Origin of the sequence: Psychrobacter sp. Pi2-1 (assembly GCF_904846645.1) — a bacterium.
In the GTDB taxonomy this organism is placed as follows: Bacteria; Pseudomonadota; Gammaproteobacteria; order Pseudomonadales; family Moraxellaceae; genus Psychrobacter.
The window spans coordinates 180,582-198,321 of record NZ_CAJHBO010000001.1 but is presented as its reverse complement, the minus strand read 5'-3'; the positions used below and the strand labels follow the sequence as shown (position 1 = coordinate 198,321).

13 protein-coding genes are annotated in these 17,740 nt (G+C 44.5%); 9 read left to right on the top strand and 4 right to left on the bottom strand.

Features of this window, described 5'->3' with window-relative positions:
• Nucleotides 1-67: 67 nt before the first annotated feature.
• From hppD to JMX91_RS00725, 4 genes are all read left to right on the top strand, one after another.
• Entirely contained in the window at nucleotides 68-1,168 is a 1,101-nt protein-coding gene (gene hppD, locus JMX91_RS00740) for a 4-hydroxyphenylpyruvate dioxygenase (protein ID WP_101204482.1), read from the top strand.
• Between the two features lie 131 nt (nucleotides 1,169-1,299).
• A complete protein-coding gene (phhA, locus tag JMX91_RS00735; RefSeq protein ID WP_201547239.1) occupies nucleotides 1,300-2,235 on the top strand; it encodes a phenylalanine 4-monooxygenase in 936 nt (311 codons plus the stop codon).
• A 162-nt stretch (nucleotides 2,236-2,397) separates the two neighbouring features.
• On the top strand, nucleotides 2,398-2,739 hold the full coding sequence (locus JMX91_RS00730; RefSeq protein ID WP_201547237.1) for a 4a-hydroxytetrahydrobiopterin dehydratase: 342 nt from the start codon (nucleotides 2,398-2,400) through the stop codon (nucleotides 2,737-2,739).
• A 103-nt stretch (nucleotides 2,740-2,842) separates the two neighbouring features.
• Entirely contained in the window at nucleotides 2,843-4,246 is a 1,404-nt protein-coding gene (locus JMX91_RS00725; protein WP_201547235.1) for a Na+/H+ antiporter NhaC family protein, read from the top strand.
• Nucleotides 4,247-4,314: 68 nt separating this feature from the next.
• Here JMX91_RS00725 and JMX91_RS00720 read toward each other — a convergent pair whose 3' ends face one another.
• Nucleotides 4,315-5,061 carry a siderophore-interacting protein gene (locus JMX91_RS00720; protein WP_201547233.1) on the bottom strand — a complete coding sequence of 249 codons (747 nt, stop codon included), beginning with the start codon at nucleotides 5,059-5,061 and terminating at the stop codon, nucleotides 4,315-4,317.
• A gap of 66 nt (nucleotides 5,062-5,127) precedes the next feature.
• A complete protein-coding gene (locus tag JMX91_RS00715) occupies nucleotides 5,128-7,311 on the bottom strand; it encodes a TonB-dependent siderophore receptor (protein ID WP_201547231.1) in 2,184 nt (727 codons plus the stop codon).
• A gap of 433 nt (nucleotides 7,312-7,744) precedes the next feature.
• On the opposite strand from JMX91_RS00715, the gene JMX91_RS00710 reads away from it, so the two are divergent.
• Nucleotides 7,745-9,250 carry a PepSY-associated TM helix domain-containing protein gene (locus JMX91_RS00710; RefSeq protein ID WP_201547229.1) on the top strand — a complete coding sequence of 502 codons (1,506 nt, stop codon included), beginning with the start codon at nucleotides 7,745-7,747 and terminating at the stop codon, nucleotides 9,248-9,250.
• 201 nt (nucleotides 9,251-9,451) lie between these two features.
• Here the strand turns inward: JMX91_RS00710 and JMX91_RS00705 are convergent, their stop codons facing one another.
• Together JMX91_RS00705 and JMX91_RS00700 are read right to left on the bottom strand one after the other, a co-directional pair.
• Nucleotides 9,452-11,299 carry an ATP-binding cassette domain-containing protein gene (locus tag JMX91_RS00705; RefSeq protein WP_201547227.1) on the bottom strand — a complete coding sequence of 616 codons (1,848 nt, stop codon included), beginning with the start codon at nucleotides 11,297-11,299 and terminating at the stop codon, nucleotides 9,452-9,454.
• A 95-nt stretch (nucleotides 11,300-11,394) separates the two neighbouring features.
• Nucleotides 11,395-13,704, bottom strand: a complete 2,310-nt coding sequence (locus tag JMX91_RS00700; protein WP_201547225.1) for a TonB-dependent receptor — start codon at nucleotides 13,702-13,704, stop codon at nucleotides 11,395-11,397.
• A 374-nt stretch (nucleotides 13,705-14,078) separates the two neighbouring features.
• Here JMX91_RS00700 and JMX91_RS00695 point away from each other — a divergent pair, with 374 nt between their 5' ends.
• From JMX91_RS00695 to JMX91_RS00680, 4 genes are all read left to right on the top strand, one after another.
• Nucleotides 14,079-14,681, top strand: coding sequence for a cytochrome b/b6 domain-containing protein (locus tag JMX91_RS00695; protein WP_201547224.1), 603 nt, complete (start codon nucleotides 14,079-14,081; stop codon nucleotides 14,679-14,681).
• Between the two features lie 41 nt (nucleotides 14,682-14,722).
• Nucleotides 14,723-15,394 (top strand): response regulator, encoded by a 672-nt coding sequence (locus tag JMX91_RS00690; protein ID WP_201547223.1) that lies wholly within the window; start codon nucleotides 14,723-14,725, stop codon nucleotides 15,392-15,394.
• Nucleotides 15,395-15,454: 60 nt separating this feature from the next.
• Nucleotides 15,455-16,939, top strand: coding sequence for an ATP-binding protein (locus JMX91_RS00685; RefSeq protein ID WP_201547222.1), 1,485 nt, complete (start codon nucleotides 15,455-15,457; stop codon nucleotides 16,937-16,939).
• Between the two features lie 78 nt (nucleotides 16,940-17,017).
• Nucleotides 17,018-17,716, top strand: coding sequence for a VIT family protein (locus JMX91_RS00680; RefSeq protein ID WP_201547221.1), 699 nt, complete (start codon nucleotides 17,018-17,020; stop codon nucleotides 17,714-17,716).
• The last annotated feature ends 24 nt before the right edge of the window (nucleotides 17,717-17,740 follow it).

Below are 17,740 nucleotides of genomic sequence, written 5' to 3'. Positions count from 1 at the left end.
TTTACTAATAATCGACTTTTACCACTCATCGATTTTCTATTACCAATTGAAATTAAGGATAATTACAATGGCAGATTTATTTGACAACCCAATGGGACTAAATGGATTTGATTTTGTCGAGTTTGCTTCTCCGCAGCCTGATGCAGTCGACGCATTGTTTAAGCAGCTTGGTTTTGCCCATGTCGCCAATCACCGTTCAAAAGACGTTGCGCTATATCGCCAAGGTGATATCAACCTTATCTTAAACCGTGAGCCAAAAAGCCAATCCAGTTACTTCGTTGAAGAGCATGGTGCTGGTGCTTGTAGCATGGGCTTTCGGGTAAAAGATGCCAAAAAAGCATATGAGCTTGCGGTTGAAATGGGTGCGCAGCCAGTAGATGTGCCAACTGGGGTGATGGAGCTTAGATTGCCTGCTATCAAAGGCATTGGCGGCTCACTAATCTATTTGATTGACCGCTATAAAGACGGCGAATCTATCTATGATGTCGACTTTGAGTTCTTTGCAGATATCGACAGAAACCCTGTCGGCTATGGCTTCAAAGTTATCGACCATCTAACGCACAATGTCTATCGTGGACGCATGGCGTACTGGGCAAAATTCTATGAGCGTATCTTTAATTTCCGCGAGATTCGTTACTTTGATATCAAAGGTGAGTACACGGGACTAACCAGTAAAGCCATGACTGCACCTGATGGCAAAATCCGTATTCCATTGAATGAAGAAGCCAAGCAGGGCGGTGGTCAAATCGAAGAGTACCTAATGCACTTCAATGGCGAAGGTATTCAGCATATTGCGCTAGCCAGTGATGACTTGTTTGCCAGTATTGATAAGCTAAAAGCGGCTGGTATTCCACTCATGACCGCACCAAATGCTGCGTACTATGAAATGCTGAGCGAGCGCTTACCGAACCATGGTGAAAATGTTGCTGACTTACAAACGCGCGGCATCTTATTAGACGGCACGACAGAAGGCGGTGCACCGCGTCTGCTGCTACAAATTTTCTCTGAAACTATTTTGGGTAGCCCAGTATTCTTTGAGTTTATTCAGCGTAAAGGCGATTATGCAGACGGCTTTGGTGAAGGTAACTTTAAAGCGTTGTTTGAGTCGATAGAGCGCGACCAAGTACGTCGCGGCACAGTCGGTCAGCCAGAGACTGAAACGCTATAAAGCTACCTAACGCTTAGACCACATTTAATCAATGGACAAGACAAAGGGAGTTTGTGTTGTCCTTAATAAGTGCATTACCTAAAAGCATATTGCAAAGGTAATGCTCTCATTGCGATAAAAGGAATACAGGCATGGAACGCCTATCACAGATAGATTCTCTTAATACTGCCATCGGTACTAATAGCGTTGCGACTAATAAGCAAAGCGACGATGCGTCCAGTCATTCTAACGCGACAAATAAAAAACAGCCGTATATCTCACACCAGCCAGATAGCAATGGTCATATTCACTATAGTGATGATGAGCATGCGATGTGGCAAGCGCTGCTGGCACGTCAAGCGGAACAAACGCCCAATCGTGCATGTACTGCATATCTAGGGGGTTTGACTAAGTTAAATTTACCGACGGCGCATATACCGCAGTTGCATGATATCGATGAGGTATTGCAAGCGACGACAGGTTGGCAAACCGCGGCTGTCCCTGCATTAATCAGCTTTGGTAAATTCTTTAAATTGCTGGCCAATAAGTCCTTTCCTGTGGCGACTTTTATTCGGCGATTTGAGGACATGGACTATATTGAAGAGCCTGATATTTTCCATGAAATCGTTGGGCATTGTCCGCTATTGACCCATCCTGCGTTTGCAGCCTTCAATGAAACGTATGGTAAGCTTGGTTTGAGTGCAACGAAAGAGGAGCGCTGGTTTTTAGCACGATTGTATTGGTTTACCATTGAGTTTGGCTTGGTTGGCAATCGCATAGAAAATCGTAGAATCTATGGCGGCGGTATATTAAGCTCACCTTCTGAAACAGTCTACGCACTTGATCGGATGCCGCAAGAGCTTTCAGTCGCTCAAAATAAGCCGCAGTCTCAACCAGAACATCGAGCGTTTGATTTGCTTGATGTGTTGCGTACGCCTTATCGTATTGATCAGATACAGCCGATCTACTATGTCATTGATGAATTAGATACGCTATTTGATATCGTCAATAGTGACATTATGGGTGCGGTCAAAAAAGCTATGTCGCTTGGACTATTTGAGCCGACCTATCCAGAAAAAACTCGTTAAAAACGTCAATTCAAAATTAAACCTGAAAACAAACACTTCAGTGCGGAATATTGAGGTAGCAGCAAAGCTATATCAACATGAACGTACGAGTATTAGAAACTAGCTATCAAAACAACCATTAAAAACTGACATCGAAAACAGCCACTATAAAAGGATTTTATTATGACAGCACTATCACAAAACAGCTGCGAAGCTTGCCACATTGGCGCACCGAAAGTTGATGAAGCCGAAGCACAAGAACTATTACCGCAAATTCCTGATTGGTCATTAATTGAGGTGGATGGTATTCAGCAGTTGCAGCGTCAGTATAAATTTAAAAACTTCGTCTCAGCAATGGCATTTGCCAATCAACTGGCAGACATCGCTGAAGCAGATGGGCATCATCCGGGGATATTGGTAGAGTGGGGTAAGGCTACGGTCACTTGGTGGTCGCATAGTATCAAGGGTTTGCATCGCAATGATTTTGTCATGGCAGCTAAAACCGATGACTTAATCGGTAAGTAATAAGTTGCTTCACTAGCAAATCACTTTAACCATACTTCTACCATTAAAATTAAAATCAAACCCAATTTAGTGCCAGTATTTACTGGCATTTTAAGGATGTGTCATGCCACCAAAACCGCTTACATTAATCAGTGCCAAGCTCGCCTTTATCATATCCGCCATCGTCATCGGTATCATGGGCATCACCATGATCGGCTTTGGCTGGGTGCCGCACCTGTCTCTTATCTTGGCTATCTGTGTGCTACTGGCGATCGGTATGTACAAAGGACTCAGCTTTGATGACATGCAAGCGCAAATGGCCTCAGGTGTCATGCGCGGTATTGGTGCCATCTATTTGTTCTTCTTTATTGGACTGATGGTTGCGGCTCTGATGATGTCAGGAGCGATTCCTACGCTTATGTATGTAGGCTTTCAGCTGATCTCACCTGAGTATTACTATATCTCCGCCTTTATCTTAACCTCTATTATCGGTATTGCTTTGGGTAGTAGTTTGACGACTGCAGCAACGCTTGGCGTAGCCTTTATTGGTATGAGCAATGCCTTTGATGCCAATGTGGCGATAGCAGCAGGGGCAGTGGTATCAGGGGCGTTCTTCGGTGATAAGATGTCGCCCTTGTCTGATACTTGTACGATTGCGTCCTCTGTCGTTGGTATTGATCTGTTTGAGCACATTCGTAATATGATGTATACGACAGTACCTGCATGGATATTGACGGTGATCTTGTTTTGGATGTTCTCAGGACAGACGACCAGTGCTGATCTGAGTCAAGTGACCATATTGCAAGGTCAGCTCATAGACAGTGGTTTGGTACATGGATATTCGGTATTACCCTTTGTCGTATTAGTCGGACTAGCACTGTTTCGGGTTAATGCGATTTATACGATTATCTGTACGATTGCTGCGGCACTGATCATTACTTATGTACATAGCTCACCAAGCTTTGGTCAGTTAGGCGGCTATCTGTTTGGAGGGTATGCCCCTGCTGAGTCATTAGAGTTAGGGGAAGTAGGTGGTATGCTGTCGCGTGGCGGTGTACAGAGTATGTTCTTTACTCAGGCGATTGTGATACTGGCATTAAGCTTAGGTGGTCTATTAACGGCATTAGGGATTCTACCAGCACTGTTATCTGGTATTAAAGACACATTGACGACATCAGGACGAGCGATATTTGCGGCAGCGATGTCGGCACTAAGCATTAACGTGCTGATTGGTGAGCAGTATTTGAGTATTCTATTATCAGGTACGGCATTCCGGTCGACGTTTGAGCGTTTACACCTACATCCAAAGAATTTGTCGCGGACGATTGAGGATGCGGGAACGGTGATTAATCCATTAGTGCCTTGGAGTGTGTGCGGGGTGTTTATCAGTCAGGCGTTAGGGGTGCCAGTATTAGATTACTTGCCTTATGCATTCTTCTGTTATTTGTCACTGCTATTGACGCTGCTATTCGGGTTCACGGGGCTGACGATTAGTAGAGTAAAAGAAGAAAAGGTGGTCGAAGCGTGATAGATAATGATTGATAAAAAAAGGTGGGGCTAATATTAGCCCCACCTTTTTTGTTTCGAAATACGTAACTACTGATCTTCCGTTTGCGCATCCTGACTTTTGACGATTTTATGCTGATCCTCTGTGCTATCCACTTTCCAGTAGCTAGAAATATATAAATGCGTCTTTGGTATCGCGCACTCAACTTTGAAGTACTGACGCAGTGCACGCATACTATGAAATTCACACGCTGTCCAAACAGCAGGTTGACCATCAAGCCAGTTCAAAGATTTAACACAGTCCAGTAAAGGGCTATCGTCTGCATTTGAATGCGCATTAATCACCCAATGTATCTCGACATTCTCTGGTTTTTTGAGCGTCTGACGATCTGCTTCAGTCGTCACTTCAAGTACTGCGTAACCACGAGCCTCAGTAGGTAACTGGGCTAAGTTAACCGTAATCGCTGGTAGAGCGGTCATATCACCGACTAATAAAAACCAATCTGCTTCATTGTTGATGAGCTTCTTTGGCCCTGGACCACCTATCAGAATTTGATCGCCGACTTGCGCATTTCGTGCCCATGCCGATGCAGGTCCTTCCGTCTCATGTAAAGCAAAATCAACATCTATTGCGTCATCACGTTGCACGCTTACCGTATAAGTGCGCATCAGTGGGCGGCTACCTGCATCTTGAGGGAATATCAGTTTGATATAAGCACTTTCTTGATCGATAGGAAAATCAACCATGCCAGTACCGCCAAGCGTGATGCGGCACATATTTGGCGTAATGTATCTAGTGCCAATAACTTCTAGTACTCTTGGAGTAGGTTTTGCCATATTGTGCTTTCCTTCTAACAACGAGTTGGCTTGCTAATAGAACCAACCCGCTGCGGATAAATTTGATTAAAAGTTGGCTTTTAGACTGACTGTCATTTGACGTTCAGGGCCCATCCAGCAGTTATTGATGTCGTAACAAGCACCAACATAGGTCTTATCGAACAGATTGTTGATACTAGCACCCACAGCCAGCATAGGGTTGATCTGATAGCTGCCGCCGACATCTACCAGCGTCACACTGGGTAAGTCATCAGAGTTTTGCTTGTCAATCTGCATACCGTCTTCGTAGCGAATGCCAGCATTTAGAGTGAGTTTGTCTGTGGCATAGTAGTCTGCCCATAGCGTGGCTTTGTGTTTGGCAGTTTGGGCAGGGGTGTTACCGACTACATCAGGGTTAATCTCTTCTTTTGTAATTTCAGCATCGGTGTAGCTATAGCTTGCGGCCACGTCTACCCAGTCATTTAACATATGACTGCCTGATATCTCAAAGCCTTTAGATGCAATTTCACCAGTTTGGGTTTGATTTCTATAGTTAACGTAATCTGACACCACGACATTTTTTTGTGTGATGTCAAATACAGCAAGTGTTCCTTGAGTGGCACGATCTTTTGACAAGTACTTCACCCCGGCCTCTAGCTGATCGGCAGTGGTTGGCTCAAACGGCTCATCAGTAATAAAGTTACTACCGACTACTGGCTGGAATGACTGCGAGTAGCTAGCAAACGGCGATAAGCCATTATCAAAATCATAGATAGCAGCAAGACGTCCGCTGGTTTCTGATGCATCGTTACCAAATGTTTCGGTACTATAAACAATACCTTGAGATGCTTCGGTTTTTTCAGTAGTGCTCTCAAAATCATCATGACGTAGACCTGCTACGACTGTTAAGTCTTTCCACTTCATTTCGTCTTGCACATAAAAACCAAGCTGACTTTGCTCAATATCTTGTGTCTGGCGATAAGCGTCTAATGGTAACGTGGTGGTATCGATCTGCGAAAAGTCTGGATTAGACAGATCTATGTTTGGCGTACCAGCCGCCCCAGCATTGTAGTAAGTGGCGTCGCTATCCGTCTCTTGATACTCAATACCGAACAGCAAATTATGTGAAGTGTCGACGATATCAAATTGATAAGCCAGTTGGTTGTCCGTGGTCCAGTTGTTCATGCTTTCATCGGTTGTGTAAGCTATACGATCTAGAGTCGTGTCACTACCCGGCACAAATCCTTCTAAAGAGTGATACGTATTACGCTGCTCTGCTTCGGCGTCGGTATAGCGCGTGATATGTTTAAAAGTCAACTTATCATTGATATCCCAGTTTACGGTGACGCTTGGCATAAATACTTCTTTACTAAACTTATTCCATTCATCGCCTGCATAAGCGTCACTATCGAGTTTGCCATAGCTTGCATTATAGACAGTACCGACAGCAGGTAATGGGGTAGATGGTACCATCTCTGGATCGTCTTGATAAAACAGATTAGCAAGTACAGACACATCATCAGTTGCTTGCCACTTAAGCGATGGGTTTACCAATAAACGCTCTTCTTCCGTGGTTTCCATCTGGCCATCTTTTTGACGTTTTAGCGCAACAAATCGATAATCCAAAGTGTCTGTGATAGGCCCCGTGCTATCGACGGCCACTTCTTTTAGGTTTTGATTACCGAGACGTAGCTGTACTTCGTTTTCTTGAGTGCTCTTAGGCGCTTTTGCTATTTGGTTCACCATGCCACCTGGGGCAGCATAGCCATACAGTGAAGATGCTGAGCCTTTCACCACTTCTACTGCTTCAGTCGCATAGATATCTACTTGAGGCATCAGGTTCCACGCACCATCATAAGGCAGTCTTAGACCGTCATAAAAGTTTGAATAGGTCTTAAATCCGCGAATGTTGTATTCGTCAAAGATAGAGACTGTACCGCGGCTCTCAGCGCTTACACCTGGTTCATAACGTAATGCAGCATTGACACTATCTGCCTGACGCTTTTGCAACAGGTCTTGATCGATTCTGGTATAACTCATTGGTGCGTCGTTTGGGTCCAATGCAGTTTTGGTGCCAGTACTACGATAGCCATCTGAGTAGACGGTAATAGCATCTAAGGTAGCTGATGGTGTAGCAGCCTCATCGTTTTCAGTGTTGTTTGTCGTCTCTACAGCGTAAGCGGCGTGACTCATACCCATGATCAGGCCAATTTGTACTGCTGTGGTGAGATATTTTTTGCGAATGACGTTAGTGGTTAGATGAGACCGCATCAGATTTCCTCTTGGACTAAAATGATTAAATATTATTTGTAACAGTTAAAGCAAATTTATAAGGATGCTAATAATAACACTAATGATAATTATTATCATTAAAAAATTACAACGAGACAGTTTTGAGAAGTATTTGCACTGTTAATAAGGGGCTAAAGACAGAGTATTGCGAATAGAGCCATGCAGATTTACTATTTGGAGCGATGTATTTTAAACGATGGTTTTTGTCAGATTTTTCTCGTATTATGCAGCAGCATTCTGAATACAATTATTTACAGTAGGATTTTTACATCGCTGTATTGCAGTCATCATACGGCGTCATCCTAGTTCTTTGCGAGACTTTTTAAGATTGGCCTTGCAAGCAGATACATCACTATTATCGATAGATTTACGTTGTTTATTGAGCAACCAAAGATTGTTTAAGGTCACATTTATGGACACACCCTCCAACCAATCCACCAATAACCAACGCTATTTCACAGTGTGGCGTTGGCATTTTTATGCAGGCATTTTTGTTGCTCCCTTTTTAATTGTCTTAGCGATAACGGCGCTCGGTATGCTGTTTATGTCCAACACAGTAGGACGTGATAACGACCGCTTAACGGTTATCGTGCCAGAGTCTACGGTTCAAGCACCTGTCTCTACTCAAGCAAAGAACGCGCTGAGCACCTTGTCTGATAGCACACTGGTTAAATATATCGCCCCTCGTGATACCGATACGGTGGCTTTATTTCAGATAAAATCAGACGACCAAAACAATATGGTGGCAGTCAACCCCTATACAGCCGATATCGTCCAAAGTGTGCCTACCAGTAGTGGTCTTTATAGTACGTTCAATGATATTCACAGTGATTTGCTGATTGGCAAAGTCGGTGATTATTTGTTAGAAACGGCGGCATCATTAACCATTTTAATGATTTTGTCTGGTTGGTATCTGTGGTGGCAAAAACGTAAATCAGTCAAAGCGATGTTGATACCTAGTGAAAGGGTAACCAATAAGAAAAAGCGCTCTTTTATCCGTACGATTCATGCGACATTGGGTAGTTGGATATCTGTGCTGCTACTGTTTTTCTGTATATCAGGTATGGCATGGGCAGGTGTATGGGGCGAAAGAGTGGTGCAAGCATGGAGCCAGTTTCCTGCGGGTAAGTGGGGCGTTGCACCTGTTCCTGTATCGATTGATCACAGTCAACACGCTGCTATGCAAGAGTCTACACCAGCGCCGCATGTACATGGTGCGGCAGCGTCTGAATCACATACTGAAGAACCCACACATGGCAGTGCCCTAAACTCAAGCGACACCAAAGAAGTTCCTTGGGTACTTGAGCTGACGCCAATGCCTGTGTCAGGCACGACCATGGGTAAAGATGGTATCGCCGCCAATATACCTATCATGATTGATACAGTGGATCGCTACGCTCGTGAAATCGGCTTTGAAGGGCGTTATCAATTGAACCTACCACAAGGTAGTACAGGCGTCTGGACCATTAGCCAAGATTCAATGAGCTATGATATGAAAAGTCCGACAGCAGATCGTACGGTACATATCGACCGCTATTCGGGTAATGTGTTGGCTGATATTCATTTTGACGACTATAATGCGTTTGGTAAGTTTATGGCGGCTGGTATCGCGCTGCATATGGGCACGCTCGGATGGTGGAGCGTACTGGCTAATGTACTATTTTGCCTAGCAGTAATCGCTATTTGTGTCAGTGGCTATATCATGTGGTGGCAGCGTCGCCCTCGTCATGCAAACGATAGCGTGGGATTAAACCCACCAGCTCGCGGCTCAGATGTTTCCGTCTGGTGGCCACTTGCTATTCCCTTGTTAGTGGTGGCTATCATATTCCCGACTGCTATTATCGCGATTATAGCTATCGCGCTATTAGACTTCTTGGTGATTTCTCGAGTTGGGTTTTTGCAGAAGTTGTTAAAATAAGCGAACGGTAAGATATCGTTGTTCTCAACATAGTAAAGGAGCGTCTTATAGTAAGGCGCTCCATTTTTTGCTTAAAAATTGCTGATTTTAAGAACGGATTATTTCGAAAACTGCTCAGATTAACTGCTACTTAGCTTAAAGTTGATCAAACGTTTTATGGGCTTGAAATAGCTCGGTCCATGCTAGTAGTTAAAGCATTGCTTACTTAAGCATAGCAATGGCATCTTTGCTGGCACGCTGTCGCTCTTCGGCATTTAGCTCAATGAGACGGCCTTCTTTCATCAGTAATAATCGATCAGCATGCTCAAAATAACCGTCATCATGACTAATAATGAACAATGTCTTACCCATGGCTTTTAGCTCAGGGATGAGCGTCTGATAAAATACGCGACGAAAAGCAGGGTCTTGGTCGGCTGCCCACTCATCGAGCAGTAATATGTCCTTTTGTTCAGCGACAGCGATTAGCATGGCCAAGCGTTTTCTCTGACCTTGCGACAACTTATCTGTAGAGAGTTTATGGTCAGACACACTTACTTTTTCTTGTAGATTGAGCTTATGCAGCCAGTCAGACACTAGAGCCGCATCAGGCTCATTGCCTTGAATTCCAATCAGTTGCTTAAATAAATGCTGGTCGCTAAAAATCGCAGAAAACAGCTGTCTAAAATCGGCATTGTTCTCTGAATTAACGCTTTGTCCATCGACTTGTACCGTTCCTGTAGTAGGAGTAAAGATACCAGTAATGATTTTGGCAAGGGTGGATTTACCGCTACCATTCGCACCGATTAAGAAAACCACGTCACCTCGTTGCAAGGTTAAATTGACGAACTTTAAGATATTATTGGAAGGGTTCTGATTGTTATCACTGTTATCACTGTTATCACTGTTATCACTGTTATCACTGTTATCACTGTTATCACTGTTATCGCTATTTTGACCATTATCATTATCATTAACTGCTGTGTCTGGTGCATGACTACTATGACTACTGCCTACATAGCGATAATTGATATTATTCAGAGTTATGGACTGCCAGTCCTGTGCAACCGTGTCTGTCGCAAAGCTTGGCTGATGCTCGGCCAATTCTAAAGACTGTATCTTTTCTAGTGCAACTTGAGCGGTCTGCAATGTTGGGTAAGCACCAACCGCATGTAGAAGCGGCGACTGCATAAACAAAATCGTCAAAGAAAAAGTAGTGGCAACTCCCATCGGTATATCAAGATAATTGGCCACTGCAAACACGATACCAATCGATGCGAACATCATGATATTGGACCAGTTCACCGCTGATAAATGAAAAGTATCAGACTTGGTCACGGTCTTCTCATACGATTTAGCATGAGCCAAGAAATCATCTGTATACAGTTTTTCTGCTCGGTGCTGGTTAAGAGCCAGCTCTTTACGACCTTCTATTATCGACTGATAGTCCTGATATAACGCGTCATTGATCTCTCTCAATTCGGTCAAATGCGTATAGACATGCTTGACCAATATAGTACTTATCCAAATCGTCATCACAATCCAAAACATCACAATGAACAATAATGGCAACGACAGCCAGCCCAAATATAGCCCAACGCCAACAGATAAAATAATACCTTGTACCAGCTCTGGCATACGGACAAAAGCAACGGTAATCGATTGAATGTCTGAGGATAAGCTGGCAAGTAAGCGTGCGCTACCCAAATGGTCTATCTGAGGAACGGTAGTATCGATGATTTGTTTGACCAATTTGGTTCTAAGCTCATAGACAAATCGATGTCCCAATCGAGTCAAAGCATATTGCGACAAAAACGTCGTCATCAGCAGTAACAGTACCAGCAGGGAGAACTGCCCCAAGCTGAGCCAAGATAAAGTGTCAAATACTGGCTGACTAATAAAGGTATGATTGATATAGGCAATAATACCGACGCTGACAGCGGCATTGACCAAATTTAGCAGAATGACTTTGAGAAAAGGCAGACGATAATTCGCCCAAATCATATGATATAAAGAAGCGGTCGTACGAGAGGACGCTGTGGTATGAGAAGACGCTGTGGTACGAGAAGACATAGTAACTCAGTAATAAAATAAATTTTTGATAGCAGAAAGGGATTAGGTCGCGCCTAACCCCTTTTATGGAAGCTAATAAAGCCTACTAATAAAGCTTAAAAATCGAACGTTGCCGATACTTTTAAGGCCGTTGGCTCACCCGCATTTAGATAGCCATAGCCTGGTAATCCACCTACAGATTGCCAGTAGTCTTCACCTGTGACATTGGTCACCATACCTTTTAGAGTAACGTCTTGTCCTGCCAGCATAGTGCGATAGCGAGCACCCAAATCTAGGGTAGTATAGCCATCAACTTTTAAGGTATTGGCGGCATCAGCATAACGCGCACCTGTATGGATAATATCGCCCGTTAAAGTTAATCCTTCAACGGCGGCCAAATCATACTCTAGGTTGACATTGCTCTGTAAGGTAGGCACACCAATCACTCGATTGCCATCTAATGCACTATCACCAGTATCTTTTTGCTTAGCACTTAAATAGGTAACACCAGCATTGAGGCGCATGTTTTCGCTTGGACTACCAAAGACAGTTAGCTCAGCACCTTGATGGCGATTTTCTCCAGCAGCAGTAAACGTATTTGAGTTGTTGATATAAGCACGCGGTTCATCAGTATGGAATATGGCAAAACTACTACCGATTGCGCCATTGTCGTATTTCACACCCAGCTCAGTTTGTTTGCTTACATAGGGGTCTAGGTTTTGTCCTGCATTGGTTATGGCATTGCCAGAATTATCAACCAATGGAGCAGCGGCACCTTTGGCAAGACTTTCAATATAGTTGCCATATACAGACCAGTCCATCGTTGGCTGGTAAACGACACCGACGCTTGGTGTCCATGCGCTTTCATCATAGCTAGCTGTTTTGGCTTGGGTATTGTAGTCATAGCTGGTTGTTTTGATATTTTGATGACGTACGCCTACTGTAGTTTTTAGCTTGTCATCAAACAGTGAGAACGTGTCTGCGAGCGCAAAACTCTGTAGTTGAGTTTCACTCGTTCGCTTAGGATCATCAAAACGTCCGCCAAAGAAAGCGGTATCTGACCAAGCATTGTCATAATCTGTCGGGCGGTACAAATTGGTCGCGAGTTGGTTACCAAAGTCAAAAGCGTAAGCGCCTTTTTCTTCTTGATCATAAAGATCGGCGGCTAATACCCAGTTGTGATCAATCTTACCTGTTTGCCATTGACCACGCAGACCAAGCTCAGCACTTTGTACTTTATCTTCTCGAACATTGTCAAAGCGGTAGGTTGAGCCAGTGCCATCTGCGTCAGATACTGTAAGGTTGGCTAACGAGTTGTCCTCATCACCATGTCTGATACCGTAGGCACTATAACCAGTGATGTTGTCATTAAAATCATATTCTCCGCGAATCGTACCAAAGACATCTTCTTCGTTTGAATAACTCCAAGGTTGCGCCCAGTTTTTTGAGCCGTCTGGTGCTTTTGGTACATCAGAGACGCCAGCAAGCGTCACACTAGGACGAGTCTCTGATAGTTTATTGTCTTGCCAGCCCAAATCGGCTGATAGACGATATTGATCTCCTCTATAGTCTAAACCAAGGGCAGCCAAACCCAAGGTCGACGACTCATCGTCGATAGCGCTGTCACCATCTTGATAAGCAGCATTAAAACGAACACCAATAGCATCATCGTTACCAAAGCGATCACTGACATCTACTGCGACCTTACCTTGGTCGCCTTGACCATAACCAAGCGTTAGCTGACGTAGTGGCTCATTATCCGCTCGTTTGGGTAACAGGTTGATAGTACCGCCTGCGTTACCACCACTCGGTGCCGCGCCATTTAGCATCGCTGAGGCACCGCGCTGTACTTCGACGCGCTCGAACAATTCAGTTGCAATATACTGTCTTGGTAAGATGCCGTATAGACCATTGAACATCGTGTCATCTGAGGTGGTCACAAACCCACGCATAAAATAGGCTTCTTGAAAGTTACCGAAACCTCTTGCCACACGAACAGTAGGATCTTTTTTGAGTAGATCGCCCACACTATGTGCTTGTTGATTGGTGATATATTCATTGGTATATGAGGTGGTAGAGAACGGCGTGTCCATGATGTCTTGATTGCCCAAAAGTCCGACGCGGCTGCCTGTCGCCACCTGTCCACCTTCATAGGCGCTAGGTAGCCCATCTGCTGACGCATCAGCACTACTGGTCACGACGATAGTGTCCAGTACCACATTAGGGGTGGTTTGAGTATCTGCATCATCTACTAGCGCCCATGCCGAGTGACTTGTGGTTAGTATGATGACTGAACATAGTGATTTTAGAGGTAGCGATTTCGTCGATACTAGGCGTGAGGGTATGGACGCTAATCGTAGAGAAGAGCCAGACACATTCAGAGAGTTAAGACGAAACAAAGCAGCAGATAAGCGAGACAGTTGCATGAATATTTCCAGCGTGCGGATTGAATGTCTATTGTATTGATAATCATTTTCATTATCAATATTATTACGGAATTAATGCTAAATATATTTCTAGGTTAAGGTTATAAAAGTGTTGTTTATATTGCCGATAGTATTTTTGCCTACTCAATTTCTTATTTTTAAATGTACTTTTAATCATCTATGAATGTCAGATAGATTATTTATTATCTCAAAGTTCGATTTCTTAGTTTCCTAAGCTCCTCTTAAGGTTTGTTTGTTGTAATAGCGGTAGAGCAGACGATGTGATGTTCAGTCTACTAGCGCTATCTCGCCTAGATTCGATATTTAATAATCATATAGCCAAAAACAAACGAACCACTAAAGGAGTGACGGCCATGACCCAACACAGCACAATCAATCCGATGCACGAGCCTGATATATCATTATCAAATACTCCTAAAACTCGACAAGTACGAGTTTGGGATATTTTGGTCAGAGTGACTCACTGGACAGTGGCGGCGGGTATCACAGCCAATTTGTTTTTTACCGAGGACGGCAGTGAACTGCATCAATATGTCGGTTATACCGTGGTAGGGTTAGTGGTTATCCGTCTACTTTGGGGATTTGTGGGCACACGTTATGCACGTTTTAGTGACTTTTTCCCTACGCCGTCTCGTATTAAACATCACTTATCTGATTTAAGTATTCGCCGTACAGATGAGCAGCATCTGGGTCATAATCCACTGGCTGCTATTATGATGTTTGCGTTATGGGCGGTGATCATTGGCTTGGGTATCAGTGGCTATCTGATGGAAGCAAAAATTTTCGGCAGTAAAGATATCCTTGAAGAAATCCATGGAATACTGGCCAATAGTTTATACTTGCTGGTGCCGTTGCATATTATCTCTGCGATTGCCATGAGCTACTGGGAGCGGCAAAACCTGATTAAATCGATGATAACGGGTGATAAAACGGTGACGACGCGTCGCCCACAATAAAACAAAAAAGATAGCAGGATACATAACGTAATAGGACAGTCATGGCACGCATACTATTAATAGAAGACGATAGCAATATTGCTGAAGGTCTGGTTGTTGGACTAAAAAGCCATGGCATGATGGTCGATTGGTTCAGTGATGCTAAGCAAGGTGAGATGGCACTGCAAGAGGATATGTTTGATGCGGTGCTACTTGATTTGACCTTGCCAAGAGGTGATGGCATGACGGTGCTACAAAATTGGCGCTACAAACAGTTAGACACACCCGTATTGATCATTACCGCTCGCGACGCGATTGCCAACCGTGTGGCTGGACTCAATGCGGGCGCCGATGATTATCTGGTCAAGCCATTTGCACTAGACGAAGTGGTTGCACGTCTGCAAGCATTGATACGGCGCAGTCAAGGACGTAGCCAGCCTGAGATTCGTTATGGCTACGTCGCGTATTGGCCTCACAATCATCAGGTTTCTTATCAAGGGCAAGTCGTAGAGCTGACCATCAAAGAAGTGGCCATACTCGAGCAAATGCTGACCCATCCCAAACAGATTCACAGCCGCGCAAGCTTAGAGGACAAGCTTTATGGCTGGCAGCAGGATATTGAGAGTAATGCCATAGAAGTGCATATCCATCATTTACGCAAAAAGCTGGGCAATGACTTTATTTTAACCAAACGCGGCATCGGCTACTATCTCAATCCAGCACATAACCATTAATATATTTATATTAACTTTGGCTTTCAATATACAAACCATATATGAGCAACATGTGAGCTTATGAAAAGTATCCAGCAGCGACTGTTCATCTCCTTACTCATGGGTCTGCCTTTGCTATGGCTTATCACGTCGAGTTTTATTGCTTGGCGGTTGTGGCACGAGATCAATGAGATGAATGACACACAAATCACCCAAGTGGTTCGTTACTTGATGGGCATCTCTGCTGATAACGATGAGCAAAGTGACCGCAACCATAATAATGAGACAGATCACAATAGGAAACCTGTCGCCAAAATATATAATTTAAACAGTAAAGCGCTGTCAGGGGATCTGGGTGATGCGGAAGATGATTACATGGGCTTTGCCATTTGGGATAAAGAGGGACATCTCTTGGCGGCTGATGAAAACGGACAGTCGTTTTCTTTTTTGCCAGATCAGCGCGGTTTTGTAGAAGAGGACAACGCTACTTATCAGCGTCTAAACCCGTTTAGCAAACGCTGGCGGTTGTTTTATGCGCATGAGGACTATCGTAGCGATGATATGAGTGAGGAGCGTGTGATTGCCATTGGTCAAAGCCTTGCCTCTCGTAGAGAAATGATTGTTGAAGCGATGTCTGTACAAGTACTGCCGATGTTAATTGGGCTGCTTTCCTTAATGATCTTGACTATCGGATTGATACGACACGGACTGATGCCATTAAGTCAGATTAGCTCTGAGGTAGAACAGCGCAAGCCGCAAGACGATCGTCCGATCACAGCAGACGTCCCACAAGAGGTTCAGCCTTTGGTGACCGCGTTAAACGTATTGTTTGTCAAAGTGGCAGATACCTTAGCACGTGAACAACGCTTTACCGCTGACGCCTCTCATGAGCTGCGTAGCCCACTGGCTGCCTTAAAACTACAAGCTGATCTTTTGCAGCAGCAGCTATTACAGCTGTCTGGTATAGAAAACGACAGTCAACTGTTTTATCACACGCAAAAAATCAGCGATGGTATAGAGCGCGCCACCCATTTGGTCGATCAGTTATTGGTTTTAGCCAAAATAGAACCGCAACAGCAGTTGCCTCCTGAGCAATTAGAACGTCCAGACTGGCTGATGCTCACCGATACTGTGCTGAGCGACGTCAACCGCTTAGCGCGTGAAAAACACATTCAATTAAAACGTACCGTACACTGCGATAATCCTGCCGATATTTTGCCGATTCTTATCAATCCAGTGTTGTTTAAGCTATTAATCCGCAATCTATTAGACAATGCCATCCGCTATTGCCCAGAGGGCTGCCAGATCGAACTGCAGTTAGATATTGATAGTATCAAAGTGGTGGATAATGGCTTGGGCGCAGACCCAGAGCAGCTAGCGCGGCTAAGCGAACGCTTTTATCGTCCAGCCGGTCAAACACAGATAGGTAGTGGGTTAGGGCTGTCAATTGCCAATCGAATTGCCGATCTGCACAATCTTACCTTAGCATTTGCCAACCGCCTTCAACCCGAAACAGGCTTTGTGGTCACGGCAAGCAGTAAAAACGCACTCTCAAAACCGTTATAAGACATAAAGCATACTGTCTTAAGCTGTATCAGCTACACTAGGGCATACCCAGTCGCATCTCTACTTTTTGAGGATTTTATGCATCATTCTATTCATGACGAAGCACATTTGAGCAATCGCAATCATTGGTTGAGGGCAGCAGTGCTGGGGGCGAACGATGGGTTGATTTCGACCGCCAGTCTATTGGTTGGGGTAGCGGCTGCTAGTACAAGTAGTCAGACATTGCTGCTGACAGGTATGGCGGCGCTGACCGCAGGTGCATTGTCAATGGCGGCTGGCGAGTATATCTCGGTCTCATCACAAGCGGATACCGAAAAAGCAGATCTCGATAAAGAGCGACATGAGCTGACACACAATGCTGATCGTGAGCTGCTAGAGCTCACCAAAATTTATGAGGCGCGGGGACTTGAGCATGATTTGGCGCATCAAGTCGCCGTGAGCTTGACCGAGCACAATGCTCTGGAGGCGCATGCTCGTGATGAGATTGGCCTCACAGATCTTAGTGAAGCAAAGCCCATCCATGCCTCAGTGGCTTCGGGACTATCCTTTGTGGCGGGGGCGATACTACCCATTATTGGGATATTGCTATTACCAGCGGAAACACTGGTTTGGTCATTGTCATCTTTGACGATAGTGGGCTTGATGCTACTAGGGATCATCTCTGCTCGTCTAGGCGGTGCACCTGTGATCCCTGCGACTACCAGAGTCATGGTTTGGGGCGTGCTTGCCATGGTGGCAACCTCGTTAATTGGTCGCTTATTTGGTGTGGCAATTTAAAGGTAAACTCACTCCACAATTGCC

Excerpts from the sequence above, each read along its gene's own strand:
- hppD (WP_101204482.1), top strand. The coding sequence starts at position 68 with ATGGCAGATTTATTTGACAACCCAATGGGACTAAATGGATTTGATTTT.
- phhA (WP_201547239.1), top strand. The coding sequence starts at position 1,300 with ATGGAACGCCTATCACAGATAGATTCTCTTAATACTGCCATCGGTACT.
- JMX91_RS00730 (WP_201547237.1), top strand. The coding sequence starts at position 2,398 with ATGACAGCACTATCACAAAACAGCTGCGAAGCTTGCCACATTGGCGCA.
- JMX91_RS00725 (WP_201547235.1), top strand. The coding sequence starts at position 2,843 with ATGCCACCAAAACCGCTTACATTAATCAGTGCCAAGCTCGCCTTTATC.
- JMX91_RS00720 (WP_201547233.1), bottom strand. The coding sequence starts at position 5,061 with ATGGCAAAACCTACTCCAAGAGTACTAGAAGTTATTGGCACTAGATAC.
- JMX91_RS00715 (WP_201547231.1), bottom strand. The coding sequence starts at position 7,311 with ATGCGGTCTCATCTAACCACTAACGTCATTCGCAAAAAATATCTCACC.
- JMX91_RS00710 (WP_201547229.1), top strand. The coding sequence starts at position 7,745 with ATGGACACACCCTCCAACCAATCCACCAATAACCAACGCTATTTCACA.
- JMX91_RS00705 (WP_201547227.1), bottom strand. The coding sequence starts at position 11,299 with ATGTCTTCTCGTACCACAGCGTCTTCTCATACCACAGCGTCCTCTCGT.
- JMX91_RS00700 (WP_201547225.1), bottom strand. The coding sequence starts at position 13,704 with ATGCAACTGTCTCGCTTATCTGCTGCTTTGTTTCGTCTTAACTCTCTG.
- JMX91_RS00695 (WP_201547224.1), top strand. The coding sequence starts at position 14,079 with ATGACCCAACACAGCACAATCAATCCGATGCACGAGCCTGATATATCA.
- JMX91_RS00690 (WP_201547223.1), top strand. The coding sequence starts at position 14,723 with ATGGCACGCATACTATTAATAGAAGACGATAGCAATATTGCTGAAGGT.
- JMX91_RS00685 (WP_201547222.1), top strand. The coding sequence starts at position 15,455 with ATGAAAAGTATCCAGCAGCGACTGTTCATCTCCTTACTCATGGGTCTG.
- JMX91_RS00680 (WP_201547221.1), top strand. The coding sequence starts at position 17,018 with ATGCATCATTCTATTCATGACGAAGCACATTTGAGCAATCGCAATCAT.